Source organism: Bacillus cereus group sp. Bc061 (genome assembly GCF_027715825.1).
GTDB classification, from domain to species: Bacteria; Bacillota; Bacilli; order Bacillales; family Bacillaceae_G; genus Bacillus_A; species Bacillus_A paranthracis.
Window position 1 is genome coordinate 660,150 of the sequence record NZ_JAQFTZ010000002.1, and the last position, 20,361, is coordinate 680,510.

The following is a 20,361-nucleotide window of genomic DNA, read 5'->3' on the forward strand; positions in this document are numbered from 1 at the left end:
TCCCAGATTCTATTCGCCATTATGTCCAAACCGCATTCATTTATACATTGCTGGAGCCTTTCAACGTTATACGTTTGAAAGTTTCACTATATAATTTCACCTTGTTACATGAAATCATACGGTGAAATGTTTTCCACGTCCATTTCTTCGCCATTAACCGTTACCATCTGTACTTCTCCTTGTGATTCCTGCAATCTACTAGCTAAAGTCGTTTGACGCATTGCATCATCAAGGCGATTTACACCAGACTGGAAAGCAGCTTCCTCCCCGCAAATAATAAGGAACTTCTTACTTCTTGTAATACCAGTATAAATTAAATTACGACGTAACATACGATTATAACTTTTTACTATCGGCATAATCACAATCGGAAATTCACTACCTTGTGATTTATGAATCGAACAGCAATAGGCATGTGTAATTTGATTTAAATCTGGTTTTGTATATGTTACCTCAATTCCATCAAATGAAACGATAATCATATCTTGTTGCTCAACGTTCTCTTTCGCATAAAACACCGAAACAATTTCGCCGATATCACCATTAAACACTTGGCTCTCCGGCTGATTAACAAGTTGCAAGACTTTATCGCCTCTTCGGTATACAACATCACCGTAAGCAATTTCTTTACTCTTTTCCCTTTTCGGATTAAACACTTCTTGCAATGCTTCGTTTAGTACATTAATACCCGCCGGTCCACGATACATCGGGGCTAATACTTGTACATCTCTTGCGCTAAACCCTTTTGTCTTAGCGTTTTCGCAAACCTTCTTAACAACCTCAACAATTTGAGCTCCTGTGCAGCCGATAAATGAACGATCTTTTTGATTTTGCGCTAAATCTGGTGGGAGCGTTCCATTTTTTATCGCATGGGCAAGTTGAATTACTGATGAACCTTCCGCTTGACGATAAATCTCAGTAAGCTTTACTGTTGGAACTGCACCTGCATTCAATAAATCCTTTAATACTTGTCCAGGTCCTACAGATGGCAATTGATCTTCATCGCCTACAACGATAACTTGAATGTTAGTCGGCAATGACTTAAAAAGCTGATTTGCAAGCCAAATATCAACCATTGAAAATTCATCAATAATGAGTAATTTCCCTTGTACCGGATCTGTTTCGTTCCGCTGGAAAGACCCTTCGGGCGTCCAGCCAAGTAAACGGTGAATTGTACAAGCTGGAAGCCCTGTTGATTCACTCATTCGCTTCGCTGCCCTTCCTGTTGGAGCCGTTAATAATATCGGAAATGGATTATCATCACTGTATTCATTCGGATTTAACGATAGCCCGTGAAGTGACGCATACATTTCAACAATTCCTTTAATAACTGTTGTTTTCCCTGTTCCTGGTCCACCTGTCAATAACATCATCGGTTTATGAAGTGCCGTTTGAATTGCTTCTTGCTGAAACGGTGCATATTGTACGTTCAGTTGTTCTTCAATTTCACCTAATGTTTTTAACACTTCTGCCTCTGGAAATGAAGGTGTTTCTTCTTGATTCATAAGCCTGCGAATGGACTTTACAACACCTTTTTCAGAGTAGAATAACGTTGCTAAATACACTCGCTCTTCTTCTATGATGACTTTCCCTTCACTTTGCATCGTTTCAATACAGCCTACAATATCTTCCTCAGTCACTTTTCCTTCTTGATTGTTTAAAAGTGACATCGTTTCTCTTACAAGTTGGTCTTTCCTCATATAAACGTGACCAAGTTGTAATGAGACATTCTCTAACGTGTAAAAACATCCTGCGCGTACACGGTCGTCGTGATTACCAGATATCCCTAACGCACGCCCTATATCATCCGCTCTTCCAAAACCAATCCCGTCCACTTCTTCGATAAGTTGGTACGGGTTATTACGAATCACTTCTAATGTCATCTCTTTATATTGCTGGTAAATCTTAATAGAAAGTTTCGTTCCAAAACCGTAGCCATTTAAAAAGCTCATTACTTTCTCTAATCCTTGATGTTCAACAATTGTCTCATATATCTCCTGAGCCTTTTGTTTATTAACAACACCATTTAATGCCTCAGGGTCATCCATAATTTTAGAAATAGCATGTTCTCCGAGATGATCTACAATTTTTTCAGCTGTACGCTTTCCTATCCCTTTAAATAAATCACTCGCTAAATATTGCACCATACCGGCTTTCGTTTGCGGCAATTCTTTCTTAAACGTTTCAACCATATATTGTTTTCCATACTTCGGATGGTCTTTAAAATGACCTGTCAACGTAAACACTTCATCTTCATGCATGCGAGGAAAATGACCGTTTATCATTACTTTCTTTTCGTCGTACGTTTCATTCGTTTCAATGACTTTCATACTGACAACGGAATAGAGGTTTTCTTCGTTGTGGAAAATGGTATGAAGAACTTGCGCTTTTATAAACTTTTTTTCTTCCTCAAACAAATCCATTGCATGTTGATTTCCCATCTTTCCTCTCCTTTCCGGTTTCGTTTCACTTTAATGAGCAGTACATCCCCCACCTATTTAGATGAGGGATAACTACTCATTAACTATATTTTCATCTTATTCAGCTTCTTGCTCTAATAAACGAACACCATTACCAGCTAAAAAGTGATCTGGCTGAATTTCAGTTGCTTTCTTAAATAAAGCGAGAGCTTTCTCGTTATTATCTTCAAATACGTATGCAACACCTAAATTATAATACGCATCTGCATGCTCTTCATCCATTTCTAATACCTTTTCAAAGTAAGGCTTCGCCTCTTGAATATGTTCTAGTCGCGCAAAGCAAAGTCCACACTGGAACACAGCTTCTACATCGTTTTCATCTAATTCTGTTGCTCTTTGTAAAAACGGCAGTGCAAGACGGTCATTTCCAAGTTGCACATGTGTAATACCTAGCATAAATGTTACATCAGCTGATTGTAATCCAGCTTGCATCGCTTGTTCAAATACAGCTTTAGCCTCTGCAAATTGCTCTTGACCGTAATATACATTTCCTAATCCATAATACGCAGCCGCTGATTTATCATCTAACTCTAATGCACGTTTATAAAATAAAATTGCTCTCTCACTGTCACCTAGTACATCTAATAAGTTCGCAAAATTAATATATCCAAGCGCATCTTTCGGATTTTCTTCGATTGCTTCTGTGAAATTTTTAGCAGCTTCTTCCCAGTTTCCTTCTTGCATATATTGAATACCTGTTTCAAGTTTGTTTGACATGTCCTTCACCTCTACAACAAATTATAACAAAGAATGTATTTTCCAAGCGAACGAAAATTCGCCTTATGTAAAAGAAACCTCTAACCGCGAATCGGCAGAGGCTTCTCTTTTATCCTAAATAATCCAATTTCTTACCGCTACGGTACACTTCATCAATTGTAGCACCGCCTAAGCACTCATCTCCATCATAGAAAACAACTGCTTGTCCTGGTGTAATTGCACGAATTGGCTCGTCACAAAGAATACGAACTGTATTTTCATCAACGATTTGAACCGTTACTTTATTGTCTTCTTGACGATAACGGAATTTCGCTGTGCACTTAAATTCTTTTTCTTTCGCTTCATTACTTACCCAGCCAACATTCGTAGCAATAACTTCATCGCCATATAGAAGTTCGTTATGGAATCCTTGATCAACATATAAAATGTTTTCTTTCAAGTTTTTCCCAACAGCAAACCACGGATCACCGTTACCACCAATACCAAGGCCATGACGTTGTCCAATTGTATAGTACATTAAACCGTCATGCTTCCCTTTCACTTCGCCAGATAATGTTTGCATCACACCTGGTTGTGCTGGTAAATAGTTACTTAAGAAATCTTTAAAGTTACGCTCACCAATGAAGCAAATACCAGTACTATCTTTCTTCGCCGCTGTCGCTAAACCAGCTTCTTTCGCCATTTCACGAATTTGTGGTTTCTTCAGTTCCCCCAGCGGGAACATTGTTTTTGATAATTGCTCTTGGCTTAATTGATTTAAGAAATACGTTTGGTCTTTATTGTCATCAACGCCGCGAAGCATTTTATATTCGCCGTCCATATAAGCAACGCGTGCATAATGACCTGTCGCTACATAATCAGCACCAAGCGCTATTGCATGCTCTAAAAATGCTTTAAATTTAATTTCTTTATTACACATTACATCTGGGTTTGGTGTACGACCAGCTCGGTATTCATCTAAGAAGTACGTAAATACTTTATCCCAGTATTGTTTTTCAAAGTTTACTGCATAATACGGAATACCAATTTGGTTACACACTTCGATTACATCATTGTAATCTTCTGTTGCTGTGCAGACACCATTCTCATCTGTATCATCCCAGTTTTTCATAAAAATTCCGATTACATCATAACCTTGCTCTTTTAATAAAAGAGCCGCTACAGATGAATCGACGCCACCGGACATCCCGATGACAACGCGTGTTTCGTGAGGTAGTTTGTTCATCATGTCACCTCCTATGCTAATTTTGTGTTAATCGCTTCACGATTTTCACTGTTTCGTACGCCGCTTTCTCAACTTGCTCTTTCGTATTTCCAAGTCCGAAACTAAAGCGTACGGATGAACGTATTTGATCGGAGTCTTTTCCGAACATCGCCACTAATACATGTGATGGATCAATTGAACCAGCTGTACAAGCCGAACCACTTGATACTGCAATGCCAGCTAAGTCTAAGTTCACAAGAAACGGTTCAATGTTCATTCCTGTAAAACTAATATTAAGCACATGTGGTAAGCGATATTCTAAGTTTCCGTTTACCTCGAAAGTAATGTCTTCATTTTTGAAGACAGATACCATTATATCTTTAAACTCTTCATATTGGGCATTTTTTTGCTCACGAGTTTTTTCAGCTAGCAAAATTGCATGTTGCAACCCAACGATACTCGGCACATTTTCAGTACCAGCACGGCGTTTTCTTTCTTGCTCCCCGCCTATTAATAACGGTTCAAATTTCACATTTGCACCAGCGTATAAGAACCCGACACCTTTTGGCCCGTTAATTTTATGAGCTGAAATTGATAATAAATCAATACCAAACTCTTTCACATTAATTTCTACTAAACCGTAAGCTTGTACCGCATCTGTATGGAAATAAGCTTGATGCTCTTTTAGCAGCTTACCTATTTCCGCAATTGGTTGCATCGTCCCAACTTCATTATTCCCAAACATAATAGATACAAGAATTGTCTCTTCTGTTAATGCCTTCTGTATGTCCGAAACTTGAACTCGTCCTGTTTCATCAACAGGTAAATATGTCACTTCAAATCCTTCACGCTCTAACAATTCACACGTATGCAAAATTGCATGATGTTCAATTTGTGTCGTTATAATGTGGTTACCTTTATGACGGTTCGCACGCGCTACACCGATAAGCGCTAAATTATCAGCTTCCGTACCACCGCTCGTAAATATAATTTCATTCGGATTCGCATGAATGCTACGTGCACATGCGCGTCTCGCCTCATCTACTGCATGGCGCGTTTGACGTCCATAAAAGTGAATACTAGACGGGTTTCCGAATGTTTCTGTCATATATGGAATCATCTTTTCGACCACTTCCGGGTGAGTCGGAGATGTCGCAGCATGATCTAAGTAAATGCGTTCCATTAAATCTCCTTCTTTCCAAATCGTTTCACAAGGAATTAAATGTAAAACATATAGCCCCCGTGATTTTCTTCCTCATAACGTACTAAATCTTCTAACGTTGTGCTATCTAACACTTCTTGCACCGCATCACGAACACGCATCCATAACTGGCGTTGTGCTGGCTCTTCTTCTTCTATCATTTCTACAACACTAATTGGACCCTCTAATACACGGATTACATCCCCAGCTGTAATGTTAGCCGGTTGATCTGATAATACATATCCGCCATATGCTCCGCGCGTACTCTTTACTAGACGCGCGTTACGAAGTGGTGAAATTAATTGCTCTAAGTAATGTTCCGATAAGTCATGTGCCTGCGCAATTGATTTTAATGAAATCGGACCTTCACCAAACTTTTTTGCAAGATCGATCATAATTGTTAAGCCGTATCGGCCTTTCGTTGAAATCTTCATCTATTTTGCACCTCTTTTCAAATTTTCACTTCTATTGGTTATATCTTATTTATAAAAGAACACAATTTAAAATCCTATGAAATTATAGCATAATATAGTATTATAAGAAATTTCAACTTGTGTATCAAAATGATAACATAAAATCACATTGAAAAACTCGGAAATTATTACAATTGAAAGAAAAATGAAAATATTCATATTCATTTTTCCCACAAAACAGCATCCTATTTCAAATTCCACTAAAAAAAATGATACGATAGAAAGAGATTATACATTAAGGGAGACGGTAAAAATGAAACAACCACTCGCACATCGAATGCGCCCTACAAATATTCAAGAAATTATCGGACAACAACATTTAGTTGGTGAAGGAAAAATTTTATGGCGAATGGTCCAAGCAAATCATTTTCAATCTATGATTTTATATGGCCCTCCAGGCACTGGAAAAACATCCATCGCGAGCGCAATTGCAGGAAGTACCGGAACCCCTTTTCGCCTATTAAACGCTGTTACTCATAATAAAAAAGATATGGAAGTTGTCGTACAAGAGGCAAAAATGCATCGACACCTCGTTTTAATTTTAGATGAAGTACACCGTCTAGATAAAGCAAAACAGGATTTTCTATTACCTCATTTAGAAAGTGGACTCCTTACCTTAATTGGTGCGACGACGAGTAATCCGTTCCATGCTATTAATTCTGCTATTCGAAGTCGGTGTCAAATCTTCGAATTACATGCATTAACAGAAGACGACCTTTTAATTGGCTTAAAACGAGCACTTGAAGATAAAGAAAAAGGTCTTGGGGAATATGATGTAACTGTTACGCCTGAAGCATTACATCACTTTGCAAATGCATCAGGCGGAGATATGCGTTCCGCTTATAATGCACTTGAACTAGCTGTTTTATCTAGCTTTACAACTAATGACAAAGCTGCGGAAATTACGCTAGAAATCGCCGAAGAATGCTTACAAAAAAAGAGTTTCGTTCATGACAAGGGCGGAGATGCTCATTATGACGTATTATCGGCATTTCAAAAATCGGTGCGCGGAAGTGATGTAAATGCAGCACTTCACTATTTAGCACGTCTTATTGAAGCTGGTGACCTACAAAGCATTGGTAGACGTCTTCTTATTATGGCATATGAAGATATTGGACTTGCCAGCCCGCAAGCTGGACCGCGTACACTGGCAGCTATAGAATCAGCTGAACGAGTTGGATTCCCAGAGGCACGCATACCACTTGCAAATGCCGTTATCGAGCTTTGCCTATCACCAAAATCAAACTCAGCTTATAAAGCACTTGATGCTGCATTACACGATTTACGTAACGGGCAAACAGGCGACATCCCAAGTCATTTAAAAGATAGTCATTACAAAGGTGCCGAATCACTTGGAAGGGGCATTGGATACTTATATCCACACGACCATCCAAATGGCTGGGTAAAGCAACAATACTTACCTGATAAAATAAAAAACAAACAATATTATAAACCGAAAACGACAGGGAAATTTGAGCAAGCACTTTCTACTGTATATGAAAGATTACAAAGTTCGAATAAAACGAAAAATAAAGGGTAACATAAGCGAAAACGTCACCATTATGGAGGCTTCGCTTATGAAAACACGTCAAGATGCATGGACAAAAGAAGACGATCTCCTTTTAGCAGAAACTGTTTTACGACATATTCGCAGCGGCAGTACACAAATAAAAGCATTCGATGAAGTCGGCGATACATTGAACCGCACTTCAGCAGCTTGCGGATTTAGATGGAATGCTGAAGTACGACCGAATTACGAAGATGCGGTTCAACTTGCGAAAAAACAGCGTAAAGAATTAAAGCGTTCTGAAGCTAAAATAGAAAAAGATCAGTTCACGAAAACGAAACAACTCGTAATCGATGCCGAGTTTTCAGAAGATATTGCGCCAAGTAAACAAGAACTTACAATGCAAAATGTCATCTCGTTTTTGCAAAACTTGGAGCATACCAACCCTTCACTCGCAAAGTTACAAACTGAAAATCACGTACTACAAACTCAGCTCACTTCCTTGCAAAAAACGAATGATGAACTGGAAGCAAAATTAGCTGTACTCACAAAAAAACAACAAGCAATCGAAGAAGATTATGCAATGCTCGTTAGAATTATGGACCGTGCTCGAAAACTCGTTTCAGTTGAAGAACAAGAAGAACAGATCGCTCCCATTTTTAAGACAGATCAAAATGGTAATTTAGATATTATTTATTCTGCAGAGAATTAAAAAAGATGTCACCTAGCCCTATTTTCCGGCTAAGTGACATCCTTTTTTTGTCTCTTCGATGGATAGCATATTGGTAAATGAAATTATATCGACGATTTTTCGAATATATCTATCGTAACTTACAATATATCAACGATTTTTTAATTATATCGACTATTCGACAAGGAATATCGATTTACCGACAAATATTTACAAAATAAGCAAACCCGCTATACAAAGAAATCCCTGAATCAACTGGATATTTTTTACTTAAATGTTACTATAAACATATACGATTGAAAGGGGCTGATTGCCATTTCATTAGTAACCTTCAAAATAACACTCGGTATTCTCGTTCTAACGTTAGGTCTTTTTACCATTCACAGTTTAAAAAAGACCTCAGGTTATAAATCAGACAAATATGATTATTACTTACTGGCCTTGCTTACATTTGAACTAGTAGCAATGCAAATACCCCTATTTCTTTAGCACATATAAAAAAACATATATCCGAAATGGATATATGCTTTCATTTTATTCTTGCCCTACACGTTTCACTTCTACATTTTTAATGCGTTCACGTACAACGTGACTTGCCATAATTAAGCCTGCCACAGATGGTACGAATGCATTTGATGAAGGTGGTAATTTCGCTTTACGAATTTTTGCATTTTCGTCTGGTACAATTTCTTTACGTACCTCTTCACGAATTACGATTGGGTTTTCGTCAGAGAAGACAACTTTTACACCTTTTTTAATGCCCTCTTTACGAAGCTTCGTACGAATGACTTTCGCAATTGGATCTGTATGTGTTTTAGAGATGTCCGCAATACGGAAACGAGTTGGGTCCATTTTATTTGCTGCACCCATACTTGAGATAATTTTAATTTTACGACGTAAACATTGTTTAATTAAATGAATTTTGAACGTAATTGTATCAGATGCATCCACTACAAAGTCTAAACCATACTTAAAGAACTCTTCATATGTTTCATCTGTGTAAAACATTTCTAGTCCAATTACTTCACACTCTGGGTTAATGTCTGCAATACGCTCTTTCATTAATTCTACTTTTGAACGTCCTACAGTAGATACTAAAGCGTGAATTTGACGGTTTACGTTTGTAATATCTACAACATCTTTATCTACTAATACGAGACGCCCAACTCCAGAACGTGCTAACGCTTCAGCTGCAAAAGAACCTACGCCGCCAATTCCTAAAATACCGACTGTACTATTTTTTAATATTTCAAGTCCTTCTTTACCGAAGGCTAATTCATTACGTGAAAATTGATGTAACATTCAGCTCTACACTCCTATTACAAAAATGGTCTACCATGTATTCTAGCGTTTTTCCGACTATTTGTATAGAAAAAGTTATAGAATTCCTAAAAATACATATTTCAAAAATAAAAACATAGTGTAAACCGGACTTTTTAAACTTCCTTCCAATACACGTTTAAAAAGGAGGATTCAGATAACCGAGCAGATCGAGGCACGTATGCTAGGAGGAGCGCAGTGTAGCTTTACTACTCGAGCACCGGACTAGCATACGTAACGACGAGATGCGACAGTTATCTGAACCGGACTTTTTAAACAACCTCTCAAAAAAAGCCTAGATGGTATTAGTATAACCATCTAGACCCTATTCTTACTTCTCTTCTTTTAAGCTTAATTTTAAGTTTAACTCTTCAAGCTGTGCTTCTGCAACTGGGCTTGGAGCTTCTGTTAATAAGCAGCTTGCGCTTGCTGTTTTCGGGAATGCAATTGTATCACGAAGGTTCGTACGACCTGCAAGTAACATAACAAGACGGTCTAAACCTAATGCAATACCACCGTGTGGTGGAGTACCGTATTCGAATGCTTCTAATAAGAATCCGAATTGCTCTTGCGCTTCTTCTTGTGAGAATCCAAGTGCTTTGAACATTTTTTCTTGTACGTCACGCTCGTAAATACGAAGTGATCCACCACCAAGCTCATAACCGTTTAATACAAGGTCATATGCTTGCGCACGTGCTTTTTCTGGTGCTGTTTCTAATAGCTCAACATCTTCACGGAATGGCATTGTGAATGGGTGGTGAGCTGCGAAGTAACGATCTGCATCTTCATCGTACTCAAGAAGCGGCCAATCCGTTACCCATAGGAAGTTAAATTTACTTTCGTCAATTAACTCAAGCTCTTTACCTAGACGTAAACGAAGTGCACCTAAGCTATCTGCAACAACGCTCTTCTTATCTGCTACGAATAGTAATAAGTCACCAGCAGTAGCTTCTAATGTATTCATTAACACGTTTGCATCTTCTTCACCGAAGAATTTCGCGATCGGTCCTTTTAAGCCGTCTTCTTCCACTTTAAGCCAAGCTAAACCTTTTGCACCGTATACTTTTACGAATTCAGTTAATGCATCGATGTCTTTACGAGAGTATTTGCTCGCAGCACCTTTTGCATTAATTGCTTTTACTTGTCCGCCGCTTTCTACAGCACTTGTAAATACTTTAAATCCACAACCTGCTGCAAACTCAGATAAGTCTGTTAGTTCCATTTCAAAGCGTGTATCTGGCTTATCAGAACCGTAACGAGCCATTGCATCAGCGTAAGTCATACGAGGGAATGGTGCACTAATCTCTACACCTTTCGCATCCTTCATAACTTTCGTCATCATGCGCTCCATCATATCTAAAATTTCTTCTTGTGTTAAGAATGAAGCTTCAATATCGATTTGCGTAAATTCTGGTTGACGGTCCGCACGTAAATCTTCATCACGGAAACAGCGTGCTACTTGATAGTAACGCTCAAATCCGCCGACCATAAGAAGCTGTTTAAATAGCTGTGGAGATTGTGGTAATGCATAAAACTCACCATCATGTACACGACTTGGTACTAAATAATCACGAGCTCCTTCTGGCGTGCTCTTCGTTAAAATTGGTGTTTCCACTTCTAGGAACTCTTCTGTGTCTAAGAAGTTACGAATTGTTTTTGTTACGTCATGACGCATTTTGAATGTATTGAACATTACAGGACGACGTAAGTCTAAGTAACGATATTTTAAACGCACATCTTCTGATGCATCTGTATCATCAGCGATAATGATTGGCGTTGTTTTCGCTGCATTTAATACGTTTACTTTCGTTGCTTGTACTTCAATACGACCAGTTGCCATATTGTCATTAATTGCGCCTTCACCACGCTCAACAACTGTACCTTCTACGTGTAATACGTATTCGCTACGAATTGTTTCTGCTACTTCTAGCGCTTCTTTTGATGTTTCTGGGTTAAATACAACTTGTACGATACCTGTACGGTCACGTAAGTCGATAAAGATTAATCCACCTAAATCACGGCGTTTTTGTACCCAACCTTTTAATTGAACTGTTTGTCCAACTGCTTCTACTGTTACTTTTCCACATGCATGCGTTCTTTCAGCCACTGTAAGTTCCCCCTATATTAATTTCTCTGCTACGTATGAAGCAAATACATCTAATGCTACTTCTTCTTGTTCGCCTGTTGCCATATCTTTTAAGTTAATGATGCCTTTATCTAGCTCATCTTCCCCTAATACAGCTACAAATTTCGCTTTTAGACGATCTGCTGATTTAAATTGTGCCTTCATTTTGCGATCTAAATAATCTTTTTCAACTGATAATCCAGCTTTACGAAGATCAAATGCAACTTTTGCAGCATGGTCTTTTGCTTTTTCACCAAGCGCTACAACGTAACAATCAATGCTATGTTCGATTGGCAATTCAATGTTTTCAGCTTTTAGTGCCATAATTAAACGTTCAATACTCATCGCAAAACCGATACCTGGCATTTCTGGTCCACCGATTTCTTGTACAAGTCCGTTGTAACGTCCACCACCGCTTAATGTAGTAATAGCACCGAAACCTTCTGCCTCACTCATAATTTCAAATACAGTGTGTTGGTAGTAGTCTAAACCACGTACTAAGTTCGGATCTTTTTCAAATGGAACATCCATCATCGTTAATAGTTCTTGAACTTTTTCGTAGTATACTGCTGAATCTTCGTTTAAGTATTCTGTAATAGATGGTGCTGTTCCCATTAATTCATGGTTACGGTCCTTCTTACAATCTAAAATACGAAGAGGGTTCTTTTCTAAACGAGATTGACAGTCAGAACAGAATTCGCCGATACGTGGCTCGAAGTGTGCGATTAATGCATCACGGTGTGCTTGACGGCTTGCTGCATCACCTAAGCTGTTTAATACAACTTTAATATTTTTTAAGCCCATGCCGCGGTAAAACTCTACAGCAAGTGCAATTACTTCTGCATCAATTGCAGGATCGTTACTGCCGATTGCTTCAATACCAAATTGTACGAATTGACGATAGCGACCTGCTTGTGGTCTTTCATAACGGAACATTTGGCCGATATAGTATAATTTCGTCGGTTGTGTTGCGTCACCGAACATTTTATTTTCAACGTAAGAACGTACAACAGGTGCAGTACCTTCTGGACGTAATGTTAAACTACGCTCTCCACGATCTTGGAATGAGTACATTTCTTTTTGTACGATATCTGTCGTATCACCAACACCACGTAAAAATAGCTCAGTGTGTTCAAAAATTGGTGTACGAATTTCTTTGTAATTGTAACGACGGCAAATTTCGCGTGCTTGCCCTTCGATATACTGCCATAACTCAACAGTACCTGGAAGAATATCTTGCGTTCCGCGTGGGATTTGAATAGACATATTCAGTTCCTCCTCAAATTGTTTTAATCTTAATAAAAATAAAAAAACTCCCGCCTCTACTGTTTGAACAGTAGGGACGAGAGTATTATACCCGTGGTGCCACCCTAATTGAAGCACGTATGCTTCCACTTTTTTAATAACGCTTAAATGTGCGTTCATCCCTACTAAGCGTATACGCCGTTCAAGTTGAAACCTCTAGAGTGTCATTCAATCAGTCATCATGTAGAAATGTTTTCAGCCTAAGACATTTCTTCTCTTTCCATGTGTGTCTCATTTACTCTTCTCTATCAAAGGTTATATTCATATGTAAATATAAAATTACTATACGTTTGTTCAGTAGGATTGTCAAGTGCTCTAAGAGCGTTCAATCTGCTTCTTTAGACGCTTTACATCTTGAAGAGAAATGCCAAACTCAGAAGCAAGCTCCATTGAAGTATTGTTTTGCTCTTTTGAAATAAAATCATGAAAATTCACGTTAAACAGTTGATTTGCACCATTTGTAACAGAATGCCCTTTTTCATTCATACGCATACGTATATCCCTCACATTCAATATGGATGTTTTACTTTTTATTGTTCCATATTGATTAGAGAGTTATACATAAACGAAAAAGCTATTGACTCAAAATAAACATTAGTATTGGATTTATAACAATGAGCTAGTCCACTTGCTAGCATATGATGCTTCAAATAATATAACGATACGATACAATACCTACCCCAATTACGAGAATTTCTAACATTACATGTAATACAACTTGCGCGGCCATTTCTTCTATAGGAAGTAAAGCATACATTAAATTACTTCTACACTCTGATTCAATATACGGACCAATGCCTCTGGATTAGTTTCCATTACCCAATGCCCACCAACTTCAATAGAAAAAACCTCCCATTTTCTATCTCTTGCTTTTTTTGCTGATTCTAAAAAGATAGACGTCATTGGCCAATGTTCTGGATTATCCTTTACTTCTACGTATATATGCGGTATACATTGTGCTTTAGAGTTTTTTATTTCAACCGATTGTGTAAAAGCCAACAATGGCATCGCTGATTTTCTCTCATCTATTGTATTTCTAGGAAGAACACGCCACCCCTCCCCGTATACTTTTACTTCTTCTATAAAATGCGCGGCCATTTCCGGTCCAGAAATATCCATAACAGAATCACCATCTTCCGGAAGCATTGCATCCACGTATACTAGCTCCTTAATGAACTCGGGAATTACTTCTGCCACCCCTGTAATTACCATACCAGAATAACTATGTCCTACCAAAATTACATCTTTTAGACCCTGATATTTAATAGTATTAACAATGTCTTGAATAAATGTCTTCAACCCTATGTTAGGTTGCATAAGATGTGTTCGTTCCCCAAGTCCAGTTAATGTAGGAGTATATACACTATGACCCTCTTCCCTTAAAAGTTCAGCTAGTTTTTTCCAAACATAACCGCCATCCCATGCTCCATGAACGAGTACAAATGTTTCCATAAGTTTTACCTCCCATAATCCCCCGATTATATCGTTTATTTTCTGAACTATCATAACAATAATTAACAAAATATACCATTAAAAACCATAAAAGAAGAGAGGGGCTCATCCCCTCTCTTCTTGCAACACTATTTACTTTCCACAATTAAGGTCACCGGACCATCATTGATTAAAGAAACATCCATCATTGCTCCGAACTTCCCTGTTTCTACATGCAATCCTTGCTTACGTACTTCTTCATTAAAGAAATCATATAAACGCTCTGCATAGTCAGGTTTAGCTGCATCCATAAAGTTTGGACGTCTTCCCTTGCGGCAATCTCCGTATAATGTGAATTGCGAAATGGATAGAACTTGTCCTTCTACATCAAGTACAGAATGGTTCATCTTTCCGCTCTCATCTTCAAAAATACGTAAGTTCGCAATTTTTTCTGCAATGTAAGTTGCATCTTTTTCTGTATCTTCATGCGTAATGCCAACTAGTAATGTTAAACCGAACGGAATTTGTCCTACGATCTCACCGTCTACTGTGACAGACGCTTCTTTTGATCGTTGTAAAACAACTCTCATCTTTTCTACACTCCCTATTAATGCATCATGCGTCGTACTGCATAAATTTCTGGAACACGTTTAATGCGTTCTACTACTTTTTTCAAGTGCTGTAAGTTACGAATAGAGATTGACATATTAATTGTTGCCATCTTATTACGGTCACTTCTACCAGAAACTGCTGAAATGTACGTTTTCGTCTCTGTAACAGCTTGTAATACTTCGTTTAATAAACCACGGCGATCGTAACCTGAAATTTCAATATCAACGTTATACTCAATTTCTTTTTCAGGGCTACCTTCCCACTCTACTTCTAATAAACGTTCTATAGCTTCTTCTGTATGAACATTTACACAGTCACGGCGGTGAATCGATACGCCTCGGCCTTTCGTAATATACCCAACGATATCATCACCAGGTACTGGGTTACAGCATTTTGATAAACGAATTAATAAATTATCTGCACCACTTACTTTAACGCCAGAATCCCATTTTCGAATTTTCATCGGTTTACGAACTTCTTTAACTTCAACAATCTCTTCTTCTTCACGTTGCTTACGGAACTTGTCCGTTAGTCGCGTAACAATTTGCGATGCAGTGATACCATTATATCCAACTGCCGCAAACATATCTTCTTCATTTGCAAAGTTGAATTTTTCAGCAACTCGTTTTAAATTGTCAGGCGCTAACACTTCTTTCATCTCATACTCTAGGCTACGCACTTCTTTCTCAACAAGTTCACGGCCTTTTTCAATATTTTCATCTCTACGTTGTTTCTTAAAGAACTGACGTATTTTGTTTTTTGCATGAGATGTTTGAGCAAGTTTCACCCAATCTTGACTTGGTCCATACGAATGTTTCGATGTTAAAATCTCAATGATGTCACCTGTTTTTAATTTATAGTCAAGTGTCACCATTTTCCCGTTTACTTTTGCACCAATTGTTTTATTCCCAATCTCTGAATGCACACGATATGCAAAGTCAATTGGAACAGATCCAAGTGGTAATTCCATTACATCGCCTTTCGGTGTAAAGACGAATACCATGTCAGAGAATAAATCAATTTTTAACGACTCCATAAACTCTTCTGCATTAGAAGCTTCATTTTGCCATTCTAATATTTGACGGAACCATGTAAGTTTCTTCTCTAATGTACCTGTTGTTTCTGCTGTTTTTCCTTCTTTATACGCCCAGTGTGCCGCGATCCCGAATTCTGCAATCTCATGCATTTCTTTCGTACGAATTTGCACTTCAAGCGGATCACCTTTCGGTCCAATTACAGTCGTATGAAGAGATTGATATAGATTTGCTTTCGGCATTGCAATATAATCTTTAAAACGACCTGGCATCGGCTTCCAGCACGTATGAATAATTCCAAGTACTGCATAACAATCTTTAATACTATTTACAACGACACGTACAGCTAATAAATCGTAAATTTCATTGAACTGTTTATTTTGCAGTGCCATTTTACGATAAATACTGTAAATATGTTTTGGTCTTCCAGAAATTTCAGGTTGAATTGCAACTTCGTCTAATTTCTCACGAATACCAGTCATTACTTCGTCTAAATACTCTTCACGTTCTGCACGTTTACGCTTCATTAAATTTACAATACGATAATATTGCTGTGGATTTAAGTAGCGAAGTGACGTATCCTCTAGCTCCCATTTAATAGTACTAATTCCGAGTCTATGTGCTAAAGGCGCAAAGATTTCTAACGTTTCATTCGCAATGCGACGCTGCTTCTCTTGAGGCAAATGTTTCAATGTACGCATGTTATGAAGACGATCAGCTAGTTTAATTAAAATAACTCGAATATCTTGAGCCATTGCAATAAACATTTTGCGATGGTTTTCTGCTTGTTGTTGCTCATGAGATTTATATTTAATCTTTCCAAGCTTTGTCACACCATCAACAAGCATAGCAATTTCTTTATTAAATTCCCGTTCAATATCTTCTAATGTAATCTCTGTATCTTCTACTACATCATGTAAGAAACCTGCTGATACTGTAGCTGGATCCATGTGTAAATCAACTAAAATACCTGCAACTTGAATTGGATGAATAATGTATGGTTCACCCGATTTTCTGTATTGTTCGCTATGCGCATCGCGTGCATATTCATAGGCACGTGCTACTAGCTCAATATCTTCATCCACTAAATATTGACTTGCTTTCTCGAGTACCTGTTCAGCTGTTAGTACCTGCTCATTTGCCATCGAATCACCTTTTATTGAAAATTGACTTTATCTTTATTAAATAGAATAAATTATATTCTATCATTATAACCCAATGATTGTGAATTGTGAAAAGGAAAAGATTTTACTGACATTTCACCATAATTTTTTGTTCAATTATACAAAAGTACCCGCTCCTCTCCAAGAGATTCACGGGTACTTCTTATCACCGTAGTTTTACCTATATAGCGATTAGTATTTTTCTAATACTAATACATCGTAACCATCTAACATTTTACGACCATCTAAGTAAGTAAGTTCTACTAAGAATGCAATTCCTGCTACAACTCCGCCTAGCTCTTCAACTAGCTTAATTGTCGCTTCGATTGTTCCACCTGTAGCTAATAGATCATCTGTAATTAATACGCGTTGGCCTGGCTTAATTGCATCTTTATGGATTGTTAAAACATCTTTACCATATTCTTTACCGTAGTCAACTGTAATTACTTCACGTGGTAATTTTCCTAATTTACGAACTGGCGCAAATCCTACTTCTAATGCGTAAGAAACTGGGCAACCAATAATAAAGCCACGAGCTTCTGGACCTACTACAAGGTCGATGTCTCTCTCTTTTGCATACTCAACGATTGCATCTGTTGCTGCTTTGTATGCTTTACCGTCGTTCATTAACGGTGTAATGTCTTTAAACACAATACCTTCTTTTGGATAGTCCGGTACAATTGCGATATGTTGCTTGAAATCCATATTTCTGAATCCTCCTCAGATCTAAAAGGTTTGTAAATACAAATCCTTTACCCTAACTGTTCTACTTCTTTATGATTACGAATCGTTTCAAACCATGTATATAGTTGCTGATATGTGCTATAAACCAATTCTTTTTCTAATTGTAAGTGGTTCATTTTCTCACGATATGTGTTCGATTCAATTAAATCACGCTTTTGTTTTTTGTCTGCCATAAAAATGACGCCATCTTTTATTGTAACAAATTCTAACTCAAAAAACACCTGTGTCATGAAATTTACTGTATCTTTTGACCAACCTTTATGTTGACATAGTTGTTCTCCATATTGCCTTAAAGAAAATGGTGATTTTTGGCTCAAGAATGAATAGTACCATTTAAAGTGATCCCTCGTTGGAACAGTGCTAAATAAATGATTATTCTCTTGATAAAATAGCGTATAAATTCGCGACGGGAACCCAACTTTAAATAGATCTCGTAATTCATCTGTTCCTTTTGGTAAATCAAGTAACACGATGTATTGCTCATCTAACTCGGTTACTTCTGATGCATGCATCATATGCTCTTTATAGTCTTCTAAAGAAAATTTATTCAATACCTCTTTAGAAAAATACAACATCGTGATTTTTTCTTTCGGAAGTTCTGCTAAATTTGCTTCTACGTTACGCATACTACGCCAATCAAATAATTGCCATGCCTCTACAGCAATATCTTGCACCATTAATTGCGGCTTCTTAAAATTATTCCATTCATTGATAGACGCTTCTCCTATTACAGATACTTTTGCAACTGGAGAAATTTCTTTCGCGTACGCACCAAAACCGAATCCAATTGTATCCAATGTTGCTTGTCCATCACGAAGAGACATCTTTAAATGAGAACCGTCTGATCCGATTGCACGAATACTTTCTAACTCCGCATCTTTCACTGCAATACGTGGCTTTGGATTTCCAACACCAAATGGTGCTAACTTTTGCATATCTTCAATTGCTGCAAGTGTTACGTCCTCCACTTTGCAAAAAGCATCGACAGCTGTAATTGGAATAAAATCTTCTTCCGTTAAAATTGTATCTGCCTGTTCATTTAAACGGCGGCGTAATTCATCTACATCATTCATATGTAGCGTCATTCCCGCTGCCATCGGATGTCCTCCGAAGTGTGGCAATAACTCTCTACAATCTGACAAATTCGCAAACAAATCAAATCCTGCAATACTACGCGCTGAACCTTTTGCAGTTTCTTTTACAGGATCAATGCATAATACAATCGTTGGACGATAAAAACGTTCAACTAATTTAGAAGCGACAATTCCAATTACACCTGGATTCCATCCTTCTTTTGCAAGCACTAATACTTTATTATCTTCAGGAGGGAAATTCGTTTCCACTTCAGCGATAGCTTCTTCTGTAATTTGCTTTACAATATCTTTTCGCAGTTTGTTCAGCTCATCAATTTCTTCAGCCAGCTCTTTCGCTTCTTCGGGATCCTCTGATAATAAAAGATGTACAGCCGGCGTAGCATCTTCTAAACGTCCAACTGCATTAATACGAGGTGCGATTGAGAAGCCAATACTCTCTTCTGTAATTTCACTTTGCGAAACGTTAGCAACTTTAAATAGCGCCTTTAGTCCAATATTTTTCGTCATGCGCATATGTTTTAAACCGCGCTTCACTAGCAATCTATTCTCACCGTGAAGTGATACTAAATCGGCTACCGTACCAATTACTGCAATTTCTAATAAATGTTCTGGTACACGGCCTAGTAGTGCATGTGCAACTTTAAACGCAACACCAACGCCCGCTAAATAGTGAAACGGATACACACCGCCATCTAATTTCGGGTGAATAATCGCAAGTGCTTCTGGCAATTCTGGTGGTGGCTCATGGTGATCTGTAATAATTAGATCTATCCCAAGTTCCTTCGCCACTTTTGCTTCATGTACAGCTGCGATACCAGTATCGACAGTAATAATTAATGAGAATCCTGCGCTATGCGCCCAACGAAATGCTTCTTCGTTTGGTCCATAACCTTCTGTAAAACGGTTTGGGATATAAAATTCTACGTCTGCACCTAATTCTTGCAAGGCAAGATATAACACAGTCGTACTACTTACTCCGTCCGCATCGTAGTCACCAAATATTAATATTTGCTCTCCATTTTGAATCGCCTTATTTACACGTTCTACCGTTCTATCCATTCCTTCTAATAAAAATGGATCATGAAATTCTTGATTTTCTGTATTTAAAAAATCTAAAATCTTATCTTCTGTATCTAGTCCTCTACCGAGGAATAACGAAACGACAAGTGGTGATAATTGTAATTTACTTGCTAATTCACTCACTCGCTCGCCATTATATTCTTTTTCTTTCCAACGCGTCTTCGGTTGTAACACGAAATC

16 protein-coding genes and 1 other annotated feature are annotated in these 20,361 nt (G+C 37.9%); of the genes, 2 read left to right on the plus strand and 14 right to left on the minus strand.

The window, feature by feature from the left end:
• Nucleotides 1-104 precede the first annotated feature (104 nt).
• The 5 genes from recD2 to cymR all read right to left on the minus strand — a co-directional run bounded on the left by recD2 (nucleotide 105) and on the right by cymR (nucleotide 6,036).
• Nucleotides 105-2,441 (minus strand): SF1B family DNA helicase RecD2, encoded by a 2,337-nt coding sequence (gene recD2, locus PDQ40_RS12835; RefSeq protein WP_071678918.1) that lies wholly within the window; start codon nucleotides 2,439-2,441, stop codon nucleotides 105-107.
• A 96-nt stretch (nucleotides 2,442-2,537) separates the two neighbouring features.
• Nucleotides 2,538-3,197, minus strand: coding sequence for a tetratricopeptide repeat protein (locus tag PDQ40_RS12840; RefSeq protein ID WP_000066393.1), 660 nt, complete (start codon nucleotides 3,195-3,197; stop codon nucleotides 2,538-2,540).
• Nucleotides 3,198-3,306: 109 nt separating this feature from the next.
• Nucleotides 3,307-4,422: a tRNA 2-thiouridine(34) synthase MnmA gene (mnmA, locus tag PDQ40_RS12845; protein ID WP_001038006.1), complete on the minus strand. Its 1,116-nt coding sequence runs from the start codon at nucleotides 4,420-4,422 to the stop codon at nucleotides 3,307-3,309.
• A 16-nt stretch (nucleotides 4,423-4,438) separates the two neighbouring features.
• The gene (locus PDQ40_RS12850; RefSeq protein ID WP_000439907.1) at nucleotides 4,439-5,584 is read right to left on the minus strand and encodes a cysteine desulfurase family protein; all 1,146 of its coding nucleotides are present in this window, start codon (nucleotides 5,582-5,584) and stop codon (nucleotides 4,439-4,441) included.
• Nucleotides 5,585-5,619: 35 nt separating this feature from the next.
• Nucleotides 5,620-6,036 (minus strand): cysteine metabolism transcriptional regulator CymR, encoded by a 417-nt coding sequence (gene cymR, locus PDQ40_RS12855; RefSeq protein WP_000704116.1) that lies wholly within the window; start codon nucleotides 6,034-6,036, stop codon nucleotides 5,620-5,622.
• 292 nt (nucleotides 6,037-6,328) lie between these two features.
• Between cymR and PDQ40_RS12860 the strand changes: the two genes are divergently transcribed.
• Together PDQ40_RS12860 and PDQ40_RS12865 are read left to right on the plus strand one after the other, a co-directional pair.
• Nucleotides 6,329-7,615 carry a replication-associated recombination protein A gene (locus PDQ40_RS12860; protein WP_061401583.1) on the plus strand — a complete coding sequence of 429 codons (1,287 nt, stop codon included), beginning with the start codon at nucleotides 6,329-6,331 and terminating at the stop codon, nucleotides 7,613-7,615.
• 37 nt (nucleotides 7,616-7,652) lie between these two features.
• The gene (locus PDQ40_RS12865) at nucleotides 7,653-8,294 is read left to right on the plus strand and encodes an RsfA family transcriptional regulator (protein WP_000857715.1); all 642 of its coding nucleotides are present in this window, start codon (nucleotides 7,653-7,655) and stop codon (nucleotides 8,292-8,294) included.
• Between the two features lie 513 nt (nucleotides 8,295-8,807).
• Here PDQ40_RS12865 and PDQ40_RS12870 read toward each other — a convergent pair.
• The 9 genes from PDQ40_RS12870 to recJ all read right to left on the minus strand — a co-directional run bounded on the left by PDQ40_RS12870 (nucleotide 8,808) and on the right by recJ (nucleotide 20,355).
• Complete coding sequence (locus PDQ40_RS12870; RefSeq protein WP_000903179.1) at nucleotides 8,808-9,575, minus strand: tRNA threonylcarbamoyladenosine dehydratase; 768 nt, start codon at nucleotides 9,573-9,575, stop codon at nucleotides 8,808-8,810.
• A 349-nt stretch (nucleotides 9,576-9,924) separates the two neighbouring features.
• Complete coding sequence (aspS, locus tag PDQ40_RS12875; RefSeq protein ID WP_000840908.1) at nucleotides 9,925-11,700, minus strand: aspartate--tRNA ligase; 1,776 nt, start codon at nucleotides 11,698-11,700, stop codon at nucleotides 9,925-9,927.
• A 12-nt stretch (nucleotides 11,701-11,712) separates the two neighbouring features.
• Entirely contained in the window at nucleotides 11,713-12,984 is a 1,272-nt protein-coding gene (hisS, locus tag PDQ40_RS12880) for a histidine--tRNA ligase (protein WP_000027087.1), read from the minus strand.
• 69 nt (nucleotides 12,985-13,053) lie between these two features.
• Nucleotides 13,054-13,284 (minus strand) — a binding site (T-box leader).
• Between the two features lie 54 nt (nucleotides 13,285-13,338).
• The gene (locus tag PDQ40_RS12885; RefSeq protein WP_001242605.1) at nucleotides 13,339-13,515 is read right to left on the minus strand and encodes a hypothetical protein; all 177 of its coding nucleotides are present in this window, start codon (nucleotides 13,513-13,515) and stop codon (nucleotides 13,339-13,341) included.
• Nucleotides 13,516-13,779: 264 nt separating this feature from the next.
• Nucleotides 13,780-14,475, minus strand: a complete 696-nt coding sequence (locus tag PDQ40_RS12890) for an alpha/beta fold hydrolase (protein ID WP_000447391.1) — start codon at nucleotides 14,473-14,475, stop codon at nucleotides 13,780-13,782.
• Between the two features lie 128 nt (nucleotides 14,476-14,603).
• Entirely contained in the window at nucleotides 14,604-15,044 is a 441-nt protein-coding gene (locus PDQ40_RS12895; protein ID WP_001266956.1) for a D-tyrosyl-tRNA(Tyr) deacylase, read from the minus strand.
• A gap of 17 nt (nucleotides 15,045-15,061) precedes the next feature.
• A complete protein-coding gene (gene relA, locus PDQ40_RS12900; RefSeq protein WP_001262809.1) occupies nucleotides 15,062-17,245 on the minus strand; it encodes a GTP diphosphokinase in 2,184 nt (727 codons plus the stop codon).
• Nucleotides 17,246-17,455: 210 nt separating this feature from the next.
• Nucleotides 17,456-17,968: an adenine phosphoribosyltransferase gene (locus tag PDQ40_RS12905; protein WP_000346214.1), complete on the minus strand. Its 513-nt coding sequence runs from the start codon at nucleotides 17,966-17,968 to the stop codon at nucleotides 17,456-17,458.
• 47 nt (nucleotides 17,969-18,015) lie between these two features.
• On the minus strand, nucleotides 18,016-20,355 hold the full coding sequence (gene recJ / locus PDQ40_RS12910; RefSeq protein ID WP_073541135.1) for a single-stranded-DNA-specific exonuclease RecJ: 2,340 nt from the start codon (nucleotides 20,353-20,355) through the stop codon (nucleotides 18,016-18,018).
• Nucleotides 20,356-20,361: the final 6 nt, after the last annotated feature.

Coding starts and splice junctions, on each gene's coding strand:
- PDQ40_RS12870 (WP_000903179.1), bottom strand. CDS start 9,575: ATGTTACATCAATTTTCACGTAATGAATTAGCCTTCGGTAAAGAAGGA.
- PDQ40_RS12840 (WP_000066393.1), bottom strand. CDS start 3,197: ATGTCAAACAAACTTGAAACAGGTATTCAATATATGCAAGAAGGAAAC.
- cymR (WP_000704116.1), bottom strand. CDS start 6,036: ATGAAGATTTCAACGAAAGGCCGATACGGCTTAACAATTATGATCGAT.
- hisS (WP_000027087.1), bottom strand. CDS start 12,984: ATGTCTATTCAAATCCCACGCGGAACGCAAGATATTCTTCCAGGTACT.
- PDQ40_RS12890 (WP_000447391.1), bottom strand. CDS start 14,475: ATGGAAACATTTGTACTCGTTCATGGAGCATGGGATGGCGGTTATGTT.
- mnmA (WP_001038006.1), bottom strand. CDS start 4,422: ATGAACAAACTACCTCACGAAACACGCGTTGTCATCGGGATGTCCGGT.
- recD2 (WP_071678918.1), bottom strand. CDS start 2,441: ATGGGAAATCAACATGCAATGGATTTGTTTGAGGAAGAAAAAAAGTTT.
- PDQ40_RS12895 (WP_001266956.1), bottom strand. CDS start 15,044: ATGAGAGTTGTTTTACAACGATCAAAAGAAGCGTCTGTCACAGTAGAC.
- PDQ40_RS12865 (WP_000857715.1), top strand. CDS start 7,653: ATGAAAACACGTCAAGATGCATGGACAAAAGAAGACGATCTCCTTTTA.
- PDQ40_RS12905 (WP_000346214.1), bottom strand. CDS start 17,968: ATGGATTTCAAGCAACATATCGCAATTGTACCGGACTATCCAAAAGAA.
- relA (WP_001262809.1), bottom strand. CDS start 17,245: ATGGCAAATGAGCAGGTACTAACAGCTGAACAGGTACTCGAGAAAGCA.
- PDQ40_RS12885 (WP_001242605.1), bottom strand. CDS start 13,515: ATGCGTATGAATGAAAAAGGGCATTCTGTTACAAATGGTGCAAATCAA.
- PDQ40_RS12850 (WP_000439907.1), bottom strand. CDS start 5,584: ATGGAACGCATTTACTTAGATCATGCTGCGACATCTCCGACTCACCCG.
- PDQ40_RS12860 (WP_061401583.1), top strand. CDS start 6,329: ATGAAACAACCACTCGCACATCGAATGCGCCCTACAAATATTCAAGAA.